The 13274-nt window shown below is 64.4% G+C and carries 13 protein-coding genes and 1 pseudogene; 9 read left to right on the plus strand and 5 right to left on the minus strand.

The genetic code is table 11. The features are described 5' to 3' along the window. Positions 1-121: 121 nt before the first annotated feature. From ACZI8W_RS25115 to ACZI8W_RS25125, 3 genes are all read right to left on the minus strand, one after another. Positions 122-1150: a sugar porter family MFS transporter gene (locus ACZI8W_RS25115; RefSeq protein ID WP_463371254.1), complete on the minus strand. Its 1029-nt coding sequence runs from the start codon at positions 1148-1150 to the stop codon at positions 122-124. A gap of 218 nt (positions 1151-1368) precedes the next feature. Further along, the gene (locus tag ACZI8W_RS25120) at positions 1369-1923 is read right to left on the minus strand and encodes a 2,4'-dihydroxyacetophenone dioxygenase family protein (protein WP_463371255.1); all 555 of its coding nucleotides are present in this window, start codon (positions 1921-1923) and stop codon (positions 1369-1371) included. A 196-nt stretch (positions 1924-2119) separates the two neighbouring features. Beyond that, positions 2120-4309, minus strand: coding sequence for an ATP-binding protein (locus ACZI8W_RS25125; protein WP_463371256.1), 2190 nt, complete (start codon positions 4307-4309; stop codon positions 2120-2122). 607 nt (positions 4310-4916) lie between these two features. Between ACZI8W_RS25125 and ACZI8W_RS25130 the strand changes: the two genes are divergently transcribed. From ACZI8W_RS25130 to ACZI8W_RS25140, 3 genes are read left to right on the plus strand one after another with little or no spacing between them, the layout of a single operon-like run. Then, positions 4917-6758, plus strand: a complete 1842-nt coding sequence (locus ACZI8W_RS25130) for an AMP-dependent synthetase/ligase (protein WP_463371257.1) — start codon at positions 4917-4919, stop codon at positions 6756-6758. Between the two features lie 18 nt (positions 6759-6776). Continuing rightward, positions 6777-7151 (plus strand): DUF5313 family protein, encoded by a 375-nt coding sequence (locus ACZI8W_RS25135; protein WP_463371258.1) that lies wholly within the window; start codon positions 6777-6779, stop codon positions 7149-7151. Beyond that, positions 7148-8380, plus strand: coding sequence for an Nramp family divalent metal transporter (locus ACZI8W_RS25140; protein ID WP_463371289.1), 1233 nt, complete (start codon positions 7148-7150; stop codon positions 8378-8380). The genes ACZI8W_RS25135 and ACZI8W_RS25140 overlap by 4 nt, the downstream gene beginning before the upstream one ends. Here the strand turns inward: ACZI8W_RS25140 and ACZI8W_RS25145 are convergent, their stop codons facing one another. Next, the gene (locus ACZI8W_RS25145) at positions 8381-9130 is read right to left on the minus strand and encodes a FadR/GntR family transcriptional regulator (RefSeq protein ID WP_463371259.1); all 750 of its coding nucleotides are present in this window, start codon (positions 9128-9130) and stop codon (positions 8381-8383) included. A gap of 133 nt (positions 9131-9263) precedes the next feature. Between ACZI8W_RS25145 and rraA the strand changes: the two genes are divergently transcribed. After that, complete coding sequence (rraA, locus tag ACZI8W_RS25150) at positions 9264-9752, plus strand: ribonuclease E activity regulator RraA (protein WP_463371260.1); 489 nt, start codon at positions 9264-9266, stop codon at positions 9750-9752. Between the two features lie 18 nt (positions 9753-9770). Here the strand turns inward: rraA and ACZI8W_RS25155 are convergent, their stop codons facing one another. Continuing rightward, positions 9771-9992, minus strand: a complete 222-nt coding sequence (locus ACZI8W_RS25155) for an RNA-binding S4 domain-containing protein (protein WP_463371261.1) — start codon at positions 9990-9992, stop codon at positions 9771-9773. Positions 9993-10102: 110 nt separating this feature from the next. On the opposite strand from ACZI8W_RS25155, the gene ACZI8W_RS25160 reads away from it, so the two are divergent. From ACZI8W_RS25160 to ACZI8W_RS25180, 5 genes and pseudogenes are all read left to right on the plus strand, one after another. Beyond that, positions 10103-10699, plus strand: a complete 597-nt coding sequence (locus ACZI8W_RS25160) for a hypothetical protein (protein WP_463371262.1) — start codon at positions 10103-10105, stop codon at positions 10697-10699. A gap of 7 nt (positions 10700-10706) precedes the next feature. Continuing rightward, positions 10707-11345, plus strand: a complete 639-nt coding sequence (locus tag ACZI8W_RS25165; RefSeq protein ID WP_463371263.1) for an RES family NAD+ phosphorylase — start codon at positions 10707-10709, stop codon at positions 11343-11345. A gap of 58 nt (positions 11346-11403) precedes the next feature. After that, on the plus strand, positions 11404-11667 hold the full coding sequence (locus tag ACZI8W_RS25170; RefSeq protein ID WP_463371264.1) for a deoxyribodipyrimidine photo-lyase: 264 nt from the start codon (positions 11404-11406) through the stop codon (positions 11665-11667). Beyond that, positions 11603-11830, plus strand: a pseudogene (locus tag ACZI8W_RS25175) (FAD-binding domain-containing protein); the annotation flags it as partial. The gene ACZI8W_RS25170 and the pseudogene ACZI8W_RS25175, both read left to right, overlap by 65 nt. A 58-nt stretch (positions 11831-11888) precedes the next feature. After that, positions 11889-13253: a TIGR01777 family oxidoreductase gene (locus ACZI8W_RS25180; protein WP_463371265.1), complete on the plus strand. Its 1365-nt coding sequence runs from the start codon at positions 11889-11891 to the stop codon at positions 13251-13253. The last annotated feature ends 21 nt before the right edge of the window (positions 13254-13274 follow it).

Here is a 13274-nt window from a genome sequence, read left to right on the forward strand (position 1 = left end):
CCCCGGAGGGGCGTTCGTGTCGGGACCGACACACCGCCGGTCCCCGTGTCCATCGATAGGGAGATCAGCTGTCCGTCAGCGGGGACGAACGTGTCCGTCTACAGGGAGGTTGGCATGTCCGCTAGCAATCAGGAATGAGGTAGACCGCCCCGATCCCGACCAGGCACACGGTCATGCCCGGGAGCCCGATCAACAACAGTCGGCGTCGACCTGCCCGGTCAACCAGGAGAACACCCGCGGCCGTGGCGATGAAGAGCAGAATGCCGATCCCGAATGTTCCGACCAAAGCTGCACTGGTGGCGAAGCCTGCTGCAGTGAAAATCGTCGGAGCAAAGTAGATGATGGTGGTAACACCGGTGAACTGAACGAAGAACCCTATGCCCACCCCAATCTTCAGTGGACGGCGCAAAGCGGGTTTGAACAGCCCGCGGAGACCAACGTTCTCGCGGGAGACCGTAGAAGCAATCGACGTCAGCTCGAGCTCCACCTCACCGCGTGCTCGAATGAGATGCAGCACCCTCCTCGCGTCGTCGATCCTTCCCTTTCCGACGAGCCATCGGGGGCTTTCCGGCAGGAACAACATGCCGATGCAGAGCACGATGGCCGGTGCGGCACCCCACGCGATCATGGCTCTCCAGTTTCCGGAACCGGACAACAAAAAGTTCACGAGATAGGACAGGAGAATTCCTGCGGTGATGGCAAGTTGAAACAACACACCCAAAGCCCCGCGACGTCCGGCGGGTGCCATCTCCGACAGGTAGACCGGAATGACCATGCATGTAATGCCGACTGCGATTCCGAGGGCGACTCGGGTTGCGATGAGGACTTCGGTGTTGGTCGCCACTGCACCGAGGAGAGAGAAGGCAATGAATACCAACGACCCGACGATCGTCATCGGGCGTCGCCCCCACCTGTCCGTGAGATAGCCGGCCGAACCAGCTCCTATCATAGCTCCCACGAAAAGAGAACTGACGACCGCACCCTGTTGTGCGGCAGAGAGTTCGAATTCCGGGGTGAGGAAAAGTAATGCGCCGGAGATGATCCCGGTGTCGTAGCCGAAAACGAGGCCACCGATTGCCGAGAGAGCCGTGACGAGAAATATTCGTCTTTCAACGCCACTGGAGTGTTCCTGTTGGTCGGGGAGGGCCACTGGGGTGTTCCTTACGGGAATCGCCACGCCGCAGTCGATGGGCGCGGTCGAGAAGGGAGCGCGCGAAGGGTAGGGCACCGGGAGAGTTCACGCGCAGAAGGAGGATGCAGAGCCTTTCGACTCCGGGGAAGACGACCGGCGCTTACCTCGGAGAGGACGAGGGCGTGCCCGCCGATGTGGAGGCGGGCACGCCCTCGGTGCGTACCTTGGCAGTAGTCCTACGATGTTGCCTTGGCGGACGCCATCGGCCGATCGACCATGAGCTGATCCATGTGCCGCAGATGGTCGGCAGCGCCGTTGTTCTTCACCAAGGTGTAGAGCATGTGGGAATCCATGAACGACTCGAAGTTTCCGTCGTCGTCGAAGTAGGTAGTCGACCCACGTACGACGACGAACATCGTGACCTCGGATTCCATGGCAGGTTCGTGGATCACTCCGGCCGGTTCGTACATGTAGTAGCCGGGGCCGATGTCACCTTCGGTGTAGGACCAGTCGCCGCTGATGTTGTAGACCTCGACTCCACCCGAGTGGTGGTGCATCTGGATCTTGTTCCCTGCAGGGAACTTCAGGATCGCAGTCCACCCGCCGTTGACGGGATCGACGCTCAGCAACACGAACTTTGCACCGCCTTCGGGGAAAGCCGTCCACTTGAGCTTCTCCGGATCGACCCGCACGGATCCAGGCAGTGCACCGGCCGGCACACCCGCTGCGCGGTAGTTACTGATGTCGTTGACATTGTTGGAGGTGGAGGTTCCATTCACTGTGGAGGTCATCGACTTCTCCTTCGGGTTCCAGCTGCCGCCGAGGCAGCGCGTTTGTGGGGCTGAGCGGACACAGTGCGCCAGGCACTACCCAGCAAGAGTTGCGTCCACCACATTCGTCATCCGTTGAGATGCACACCACAACAGTGCCGTGGGAGTGCGGTCGATGGAGAGGTCCAAACGGCCCGAAAACATACCTGTTCGGCGACTACTCCGGGCCTATCGTGCGTTCGTCGACGACCCAGGCGGCGATCTGCGCACGCTTGGTGAAGTCGAGTTTCCGCAGGATCCGTTCGACGTGCCCCTGCGCAGTTCGTTGCGAGATCACCAAACGCTCGGCGATCTGCCTGTTGGTGAAGCCTTCGGTCACCAGTTCGGCAACCTCCATCTCGCGCCGGCTGAGTGATGTGGGCTGCAGCTGCGGTACCGACACCTCCCGCTCGGCAAGTGCGAATCCGATCGCGGTATCCAAATCGGCCAACTCGCCCTTCTCGCTCGCCGAGTTGAACGCCTCCTCGTCGAGCACCTCACGGAGTTGCTTCACACACTCCGTGTGGTAGGGCTCGAGCTTGGTGAAGACCACTGGAGAGCTACCCATCTGCCTTCCGAGTGTTGTCGCCGCACCCAGCAGGACGGCAGCACGCCGCTGATCGTTTCGCACCGACGAGCTCAGTACCCAGGCAAGTGCCTCCATGGAGCACGCCGTCATGAACAGATCGTTCGTCTGTCGCGATATGCGCAGTGCTTGTTGCAGTCTTTCGGTCGCGTCACTGCTCTCACGCTGATTCCACAGAGCGACCCCTGAACCCCACAAAGCATGTGTTCGATAGATGAGCTCGCCGTGTGTATCCGCAAGCTCGAGTGCCTGCCCGTAGCATTTCAGGGCTCGAGACCTCTCCCCGGAGAATTCGTATGCCCATCCGAGCGTGACAAGCGCACCGAGCTGATCGAAGACGTCGTCGTGAGCTTCGAATACAGCAGGGCACGCCTCCAACACCGAGCACGCAGCCGGAGCCTCATCTGCGTAGAGCAGATACAACCCCCGGGCGTATGCCGCGAATGCGGTGGTCCGGGGGTCACCGAACCGGCAGGCGACCTCTTCCGCGTCTGTCGCCGCCGCGGAGGACGCGGCCAAATCACCCTGAACGGCAGCCAACGTGGCACTGCGCTGTAGCGCAATGACCTCGATCTCAGCGGCCCGAGTTGTTGTGGGACGCCCCAGTGCTCTGCTCAGCCAATACCGGCCCTCACTCAAGAGTCCCCTGGTGAGCCAGAACGAGTACAGCGCTGTAGCAATCCGGATGGCAGTACCGAATCTCGCCTCGTCGACATCTGCAAGCCCCAGCTCGAGAGCATACCGAATATTGGGCTGTTCAAGTGCGATCCGGGTTAGCCATAATGGCTGCGCACCGACCCACTCGCGTTCTGCCGTCAAAGCGAACGATTCGTACCAGTCGACGTAACGCTTCCGCAGGTCTGCAAAGGCATCGTCGCCCTGGCCACGGATCTTCTCGCGACCGTACTCGCGCAGGGACTCGAGCATTCGGAACCGGACAGAGTCGCGTTCCGGTTCACGGTTGAGAATCGATTTCTCCACCAAGGAGGTCACGATGTCGAGCGCGACCGCCGGCGCCAAATCCGACCCACAGATCTCCTCAGCCGCATCGAGGTCGAAACTTCCCGCGAACATCGACAATCGAGACCAGGCCAGCTGCTCCTGCGGGGAACACAGATCGAAGCTCCAGTCGATGCACAGCCGGAGAGTCTGCTGACGCGGAGGCACATTTCGAGGGCTCCGGGTCAAGAGCTCGTATCGGTGATGGGTGAGTCGATCCAGGATCTGTTCAGCCGTCATCGCACGCAAACGCGCCGCGGCGAGTTCGATCGCCAGAGGAAGGCCATCGAGTCGTACACAGATTTCGGCGACAGCTTCGACAGTCTGCTCTGTGACCTCGAAATCCGGCGCTACCGACACCGCGCGCTGAACGAACAGTTTTACCGCATCGGAATGACGTGCATCCCGGACGCTCACGGGCGATAAGCGATCCGGCAGTTTCATCGGAGGAATCCTCAGAACGACCTCGCCGCTCAGACCCAGCATCTCCCGACTGGTGCACAACACCCGCAGATGGGGGCAATCCTGTAGAAGAACACCGATCAGAACCGCCACCTCGTCGAGGGCATGTTCACAGTTGTCCAGAACAAGAAGCAACCGACGTGAACCTATGAAGTTGATCAGTCCCTCGACTTGGCGGCGACTGGACTGGTCTCGGTGGCCGAGGGCGGCCGCAACAACGTCGAGAGCCAGGGACGGTTCACGTAGATCTCCCAACTCCGCGACTACGGAATCACCGCCGACTCCGGCGGCAACATGCAGAGCCAGTCTCGTCTTCCCCACCCCGCCCGGTCCTGTCAATGTCAACAGTCGTGCCGACGAAAGCTGGTTTCTTATCCGCGTCAGTTCGTCCCGCCTGCCCACGAAACTGGTCAAAGGACGCAGGTCGTGGTGACGGGAGAATCGGCCATCCCCGGATCCGGCAGCAAGTTCACCTCGCGCGTCCTCATCTGGCTCTCCGTGCGACACAGTGATCCGAGAATTGCACATAGGTATCACCTCAGGTTGATCGAGCCCCCCGGACAGAGTCAGCCTATCGAGCATGAGGTCGTACACCGCATATGTTCGACCTTGTGACAGCGAGGTGTCCTCGTTCGATCCGACGGACTCGCAGATCACCGAACGGATCCAGGAGGTGAACAACCCTGGCTCGATGGTCAGCGGGCAACCAATCGACCAGGTGCCATGCGGGGCTTCACACCGGCCTTGCCAACTTCTGCAATCTTGCCCGGCTGGGATCTAGCTTTTCACGAATTATACGATGCCCCAATCGAAATTAATTCCGCGAGGCGTCGCAAATGGATTCGGTCGGCATCAGGACTCGGCGAAACGAAGTGTGCGAACATCCCGAATGTCCCTCGTCTGCCGCCGTGTCTCATAGACTCGAAGGATGACCACGACGCGCGCATCCGACGAGAAGTTCGACCACTCGAAAATCGAGCACAGAGCACCGTCCGTCGCCCGGCTGTTCACCGATCGCATCACCGCCACGCCGGACGCAGAAGCCTTCCGCTACCCCGACGGCAAGGACGGATGGACGAGCACCACTTGGGAAGAAACCGGCGACACCGTCCGGCTCCTCGCTGCCGGTCTGATGTCGCTCGGTGTCGAACTCGAAGATCGTGTCGCGCTGGCGTCGTCGACCCGCTATGAATGGGTACTCGCCGACCTCGCGGTGATGTGCGCCGGCGGCGCAACCACAACGGTGTATCCCACCACCAACGCGCCGGATGTCGCGTTCATCGTGTCCAACTCCGGAAGCCGTGTGGTGATCGCCGAGGACGCGACGCAGGTCGAGAAGCTGGCTCAGCACCGCGGGGAGCTTCCGGATGTCGTCAAGGTGGTCGTGATCGACGGGTCGGGCGACGGCGAGTGGGTGATCGGATTCGACGACCTCACAGAGCTCGGCCGGGCACGCCTCGCCGACGACTCGAACTCGGTGACCGACCGAATCCACAGCATCGAGCCCGACCACCTCGCGACGGTCATCTACACCTCGGGCACCACCGGTAAACCGAAGGGCGTCCGGCTGCCGCATTCGGCGTGGACGTACGAGGCTGCCGGGGTCGATTCCGTCGGCCTGCTCGGTCCGGACGATCTGCAATACCTCTGGCTTCCTCTGTCGCACGTGTTCGGCAAGGTGTTGCTCACCCTCCCGCTGCAGGTCGGTTTCCCCACCGCAGTCGACGGGCGGGTCGACAAGATCGTCGAGAACCTCGCCGTCGTGCACCCGACCTTCATGGGGGCCGCGCCCCGCATCTTCGAGAAGGCCCACGCGCGCGTCGAAGGGATGATGGCGGAAGAAGGCGGCATCAAGAAGGTGCTGTTCGACTGGGCAATGGGCGTGGGAACCAGCGTCTCGAAGGCGCGTCAGGACGGTCGTTCACCGGGCCTGCTCGACTCGGCACAGCACAAGGTCGCCGACAAGCTGGTGCTCTCGACGATCCGGGAACGCTTCGGCGGGCGGCTCCGTTTCTTCATCTCCGGCTCGGCGGCGCTGAATCCCGACGTGGCCCAGTGGTTCGACGCCGTCGGCATCCCCGTGCTCGAAGGCTACGGACTGACGGAGACCTCCGCGGCGTCCTGCGTCAACCGTCCCCAAGCCAACCGACTCGGCACGGTGGGCTGGCCTCTCCCCGGCACCGAAGTGAAGATCGCCGAGGACGGCGAGGTGCTGATCAAGGGACCGGGTGTGATGACCGGTTACCACGATCGTCCCGACGCCACCGCCGAAGCACTCGAGGCCGACGGCTGGTTCCACACGGGCGACATCGGCAGCCTCGACGACGACGGCTTCCTGAAGATCACCGACCGCAAGAAAGACATGTTCAAGACGTCGCAGGGCAAATACGTCGCGCCGTCCGCGATCGCCGCGACCTTCAAGGGCATCTCGCCATACGCTGCGGAAATCATCGTCCACGGGGAGGGCAAGCCGTACTGCGTCGCGCTGGTGGCGCTGGACGCCGAAGCCGTCACCGAGTGGGCAGCCAAGAACGGCCTGGGCGATCTGCCGTTCTCCGACATCGCACAACACGACAAGACGCGTGAGCTGATCTCGAAGGACATCGATCAGCTGAACCTGCAGCTCAACCGGTGGGAACAGATCAAGAAGTTCACGATCATCGAGCGTGAACTCTCCATCGAAGAGGGCGATCTCACGCCGAGCATGAAGCTGCGCAGGAAAGTGGTTGTGGATACATTCTCGGATAGCCTGACGCGGCTCTACGAGTGAACCTCTACCCTGGAGAATATGAGTAGCGCACGACCTAATATCACCCAGCGGATCGGCTACACCCTCGGCCGAACACTGCCCGCCGAGATGCACGAGTGGGTCCGGCAGGACATCCTCGGGCCGGGCGCGTCTCGCCGATACCTGCTGCGGTGGAACCTGCCCATCATCCCGCTGCTGCTGCTGTTCCTGCTGATTCCGGGCCCGGTGTGGATCCCGCTCTCGATGATGCTGCTGCTCCTGCTGCCGTGGATCTACTTCTCGGTGGCCCTGATGCCGATCTGGCAGCGGCACCGCCTCCAGCAGCACGGCTTCGACCCCGGGCTGCTCGGCGCGAAAGCACGCGCCCGTGCCGACCGCGAACGCGCCGACTACGAGCGCCGATTCGGCCGCTGAATGTGACGCGAACGGCCACAACAACTCCGCGCCTGGCCACGCTGCTCGGCCCAGCGTTCGTCGCGGCCGTCGCGTACGTCGACCCGGGAAACGTCGCCGCCAACCTCACCGCCGGAGCCCGCTACGGCTATCTGCTGCTGTGGGTCCTGGTCGCTGCGAATGCGATGGCGATTCTCGTGCAATACCTGTCGGCCAAGGTCGGTGTCGTCACCGGGCGTTCACTTCCCGAACTACTCGGCGAGCGGTTTCGCACCCCGACACGTCGTGCATTCTGGATGCAGGCCGAGGTCATGGCGATCGCCACGGACGTCGCCGAGGTCATCGGTGGCGCGATCGCACTGCACCTGCTGTTCGGACTTCCACTGTTCGTCGGCGGTCTCATCACCGGTGCCGTGTCGATGATCATCCTGTCGGTGCACAACCGCCGCGGTCAGCGCACGTTCGAATACGTGGTGGTGAGCATGCTTGCGATCATCACCATCGGATTCCTGTGCGGTCTGCTCTTCACCGACGTCTCCCCCGCCGACGCTGCCGCCGGGCTCGTGCCCCGGTTCGCGGGCACCGACACCGTCCTGCTCGCCGCGTCGATGCTGGGCGCCACGGTGATGCCGCACGCGATCTATCTGCATTCCGCGCTGTCGCGCGGGCGACACGGCAAGGTCGAACCCGGGCCGCGACTCGACCGCGTCATGCGCGCGACCCGGTGGGACGTGGCAGGCGGCCTGTTCGTCGCGGGCAGCGTCAACATCGGCATGCTGCTACTTGCCGCGTCTGCCCTCCGCGACACTCCCGGTACCGACACCATCGAAGGCGCGCACGCCGCGATTTCCGGTGCCCTCGGCCCGGCTGTCGCGATGGTGTTCGCAATCGGGCTGCTCGCATCGGGGCTGGCATCGACCGCGGTGGGGTCGGCCGCCGGTGCGGAGATCATGGCGGGCCTGCTGCACATCCGTATCCGGCCTTTCCTCCGGCGAGTGGTGGTGATGATTCCCGCCCTGATCCTGCTCGCCGTCGGAGTGGATCCCACCTTCGCCCTCGTGCTCAGCCAGGTCGTCCTGAGCATGTGCATTCCGTTTGCGGTGGTTCCCCTGGTGCGGTTGACATCCGACTCCTCGGTGATGGGCGAGATGCGCAACAGCCTGCCGATCACGATGGCCGCATGGGTCACCGCAGGTCTCATCGTCGCGCTCAACATCACCCTGGTGTGGCTCACCGTCACCGGCAGCTGATCAGGACAGCACTTCGATGAGGGTGGTCTCCGAATCACCGGTCATGTAGTGCTCGACGCTGTCGAGGTGCCGACGCCAGAATGCCTCCGCCGCACCCGGTTCGCTCCCCCGCAACAGGTCGACGAGTTTGTGGTTGGCGCGCAGCGCGACGGCGACCCCCGGGCTGTCCCGCTCGGTCCGAGTCGACAGGAACAGCGCATTGTGGGCGTCCATGATGTCGAGCAGCATGCTCGCGAGCGTCGACATCGTCTGATTGCCGCCGAGTTCCATGATCGTTCGGTTCACGTCGCTGACGTATTTGACGAACGCGTGTGGATCGTCGACTGCGTCGTCTCCGCGTTCGACCACCTCGGCGAGCCTGTCGATGCGGTCGTCGGGGTTCGCGGCGATCAACCCGACCGCCGCGACCTCGAGCTCGGTGCGGGCTCGGTATACATCGGCGAGCGGAACCCCGCGGTACTGCAGGAGCAGACCTGTGTAGCGCGCAGCCGTGGAGCCGTCAGGTGCCTGCACGCGGGCGCCGCCGCGCGCACCGCGGAGCACGGTGATGATGCCTTCGGACTCGAGGATGCGGAATGCTTCGCGCAGCGTCGGCCGCGATACCCCGAATCGCTCCATGAGCGCGGCCTCGTTGGGCAGCGGCTCACCTGCCTGGAGTTCCCCGGTGATGATCTGCCGACGCAGGCTCGCCGCGATCAGTTCGCCGGCCTTGGGCACACGAACAACCGCTGAGCGGGCGTCGAGAGGCATGGCACCGTCCTGTCTCCGTCATGGTCGAAACCGGCCCGTAAGAATACAAGAATCTACCCAATTGCGACGAGGCGGGCTCGTAATCATCGTCACCATCGCCGAGCGACGCACACACAGGGATTACCCTCACCCCATGAGCGAAGCCATCGAATTCACCGCGACCGCCGACCTCGCCGACGAGATCGGACCTGATATTCGCAGCTGCGACACTCAATTCATCCAGTTCGGTGGTCGCGCCGAATTCGCCGGCCCGATCACCACCATCCGGTGCTTCCAAGACAACCTGCTGGTCAAGCAGACACTGTCCGAGCCGGGCCACGGCGGCGTCCTGGTGGTCGACGGCGACGCAAGCATCCACACCGCACTCGTCGGCGACATCATCGCCGGGCGCGGCGTCGACAACGGCTGGGCCGGCGTGATCATCAACGGAGCCGTCCGCGACTCCGCGATCCTGCGCACCCTCGACATCGGCGTCAAGGCCCTCGGCACCAACCCGCGTAAGAGCACCCAGACCGGCTCCGGTGAGAAGAACGTTCCGGTCGAGATCGGCGGCGTGACCTTCAACCCGGGCGAGATCGTCTACAGCGACCACGACGGCGTCGTCGTGCGCGCCTCGAACTGACCGAGAATCTTCCCTGGATCAGCCCTTCGCGACACGGGCGCTCGTCCCACCGATCTCGACGACATCACCGGTAGTCAACTGCCGGCCCCGGCGCACCTCGACTTCACCGTTGACCGAGACGAGGCCGTCGGCGATCACCTCTTTGGCCTCCGCACCCGACTCGATCAGGCTCGCCAGTTTCAGGAACTGACCGAGTCTGATCGAGTCGTCGCGGATGGGCACGTCGAACGCATCGGTCATGTGTGCCATCTTGACATCCCGGCCGACGGCTGCACCCGCTGCCTCGGCGCACTCCATTCTGACACGGGTGGTACGGGGTACACTTTTGGCACTAACCGAGGTGGTGGGAAATGCTCGTCGACCGAGATCGGGCGCGCGACTCGATCCATGCCTTGTCCGATCCGGACCTCATCGAGCTGCTGGTCGAGGAGTTCTCTCGGCGGCCGGCCTTGCATCCCGTCCGCGATGACGTGACAGCCCTGCTGTCGATGAGCCCTGCGCTGGCGCGTCAGCAGGAACATGCGGTCGCCAACCCGGCTGCCGCGGCGGTAGCCCGCACGCGGATCGTGGCGTCGGCACTGAACTCGATCGTCGACCAGCACGAGATGCTCGACTCGACCGCCGTCAGCCGAGTCCTGGGGAAGTCGGCCACCAGCCGCAACACCGCCAGCCGCCTGTCGACGGCCGGCACGGTGATCGCGTTGCCGGTATCGGGGCACAAGCTCTACCCCGCCTTCCAGTTCGATGCCGAACGTCGGCGGGTCCGCCCGATCGTCGCCGAGATCAACCGGGCGCTCGGCGCGAAAGACGACCCGTGGGGGGTGGCGTCCTGGTGGCTGAGCCCAACCGACTTCACCGACGACCCACGGCCTCCGGCCATGCTGGCCGTCGCCGGTGAGTACGAGCAGGAGCTGCGGGACATGGCCGACGACCTGTTACAGGACTGAATCGACAGTGACTTACCCGGATCCGCCGAGACCGTTGCCTACTGCACTGATCGCCACGATCCCCACCGACACCTCGCTGTGGCGCATCCACAGCGCCACCCGCGGCGCCGCGGAGTTGAACGCCACCGCCCGGCCTCGGCCCCGGGCAGGGGGCCGGTTCGACAGTCTCGATGGCTCCTATGCATACCTGTATCTCGGCGACAGCCCCGCCGCGGCGGTCGCCGAGACTCTCTGCCGCAACCTGCCGGTCGACCACTCCCCGCGCCTGATCCCGCGGGCGACGATCGCCGGCCGGGTCCTGAGTGAAGTGCGGACCACACGTACGGTGAAAGTCGTGGACTTGACCGGGACCGGGGCGTCCCGAATCAACGCCGGCGCCTGGCTGTCCAAGTGCGACCGCTCCGGGTATCTGCAGACCCGCCGGTGGGTCGCCGCGATCCTCGCCGCGAACCCCGATGTCGATGGTGTGCAGTACCGGCCGCGACACGACGAGAACACTCTGGCATGGATGCTGACCGATGATCCGGCTACACATACTCATCCCGCGGTCACCGCTGGCGCAGGCATGATTGCGCTCGACTCCGCCGATGGTCACTACCTGTTGGGCGCGATTCTCACCCCGCACAACGCCGCACTCGGACCGTGATCCAGCCCCGTACAGACCGTAGGAAAAGATATCCCTCGGCCCGGCGCACACTGGACGGGTGAGTACCCACGTCGTCTGGTTCCGCCGCGATCTGCGTCTGCGGGATCTGCCCACCCTGTCCGGTGCCGCCGAGACCGATCGTGTGATCGCGCTGTTCGTGCTCGACGACACCCTGGCGACACCAGGACCGCGCTATACGTATCTGCTGCGCTGCCTGCGCGCACTCGACGACGATCTCGACGGCCGGTTGCTGGTGGTCCACCCCCTACTTCCGTGTGTTCAATCCCACCTCACAAGGGGAGAAGTTCGATCCGATGGGTGAGTACGTCCGCCGCTGGGTACCCGAACTGCGCGGCGTCGCAGGCGCGCGGGTTCACCGGCTGCCGGACGGCCCGCCCCCCGGATATCCGGGGCCGCTCGTCGATCACGCCCACGAACGACTGGAGGCGCTGGCACGCTACGGAGAGATCTCCACCCGCCGATGACCCATCCGCTGGTGGAACGGTTCCGAACAATGAGAGAACACGATCCACGGAGGCACCGATGGGAATCGAGTACAGCAGCATCGTCGAGGCGTCCCGGGACGAAGTGTTCGACTGGCATTCACGGCGCGGTGCGCTCCATCGGCTACTGCCGCCGTGGCAGCCCATGAGCGTCGTGTCCGAAGCCGACTCACTCGAGGACGGCCGTGCGGTCCTCGGTCTGCCCGGCGGTCTGCGCTGGGTGGCCGACCACCAGCCGGACGCCTACGACCCACCCGCCCGTTTCGTCGATTCCCTCGGTCGCGACGGTCTGATGTCGCTACCGACAGGACTCGTTCGCTCGTGGCGTCACGAGCACCGATTCGAGAAGGTCGACGACCACCGCACCCGCGTCACCGACCTCGTCGACACCCCGGTCCCCGAGCGCTTGCTGCTGCAGACCTTCCGGTACCGGCACCGCCAGCTCACCGAGGACCTCGCGAGCCACCGCTGGTCGCACGAACAGGGCGTCCGGCCGGTGACAGTCGCCGTCTCCGGCGCGTCCGGGCTCATCGGCACGGCCCTGACCGCGTTCTTGAACACCGGCGGCTACCGAGTGGTCCGCCTGGTGCGCCGGCCCGCACGCGGCGACGACGAACGCCGGTGGGATCCCGCTTCTCCGGCGCCCGATCTGTTCGAGGGCGTCGACGCCGTCGTGCATCTGGCCGGAGCGTCGATCGCCGGACGGTTCACCGATTCGCACAAGGCCGCGATACGCGACAGCCGTATCGGGCCGACGCGTCGGCTCGCCGAATGCGCGGCCGGCACGCCGAACGGGCCCGCCACGTTCGTGTGTGCGTCGGCCATCGGCCTGTACGGCTACAACCGAGGCGACGAACCGCTCGACGAGAACACCTCGGGCGGAGGCGGTTTCCTCACCGACGTGGTGGCCGACTGGGAAGCTGCTACCGCACCCGCCTCGGACGCGGGACTGCGGGTGGTCAATGTCCGCACCGGGGTGGTGCAGACGCCGCGCGGCGGCACCCTGCAACTGATGCGACCACTGTTCGCCGCTGGTCTCGGCGGTCGGCTGGGCAGTGGGCGACAGTGGTTGTCGTGGATCGATCTCGACGATCTTCTCGATGTCTACCACCGCGCGTTGTACGACCCGACGCTGTCCGGTCCCGTCAATGCCGTCGCGCCGGATCCGGTGCGCAACGAGGAGTACACGCGCGTTCTCGCAGGAGTGCTGCATCGTCCGGCGCTGGTGCCGGTTCCCGGCTTCGGACCGAAGCTGCTGCTCGGTGAGCAGGGGGCCCGCGAGTTGGCCACCGCAGACCAGCACGTGGTACCCCGACGCCTGCTCGACGCCGGGCACGTGTTCCGTCGCGGCTCCCTCGAAGACTGCCTGCGCCATCAGCTCGGGCACCTGCCTGCGACGCCATGACCGGAACCGGACGCCGACATC

This window comes from Rhodococcus ruitaii, from assembly GCF_055230935.1.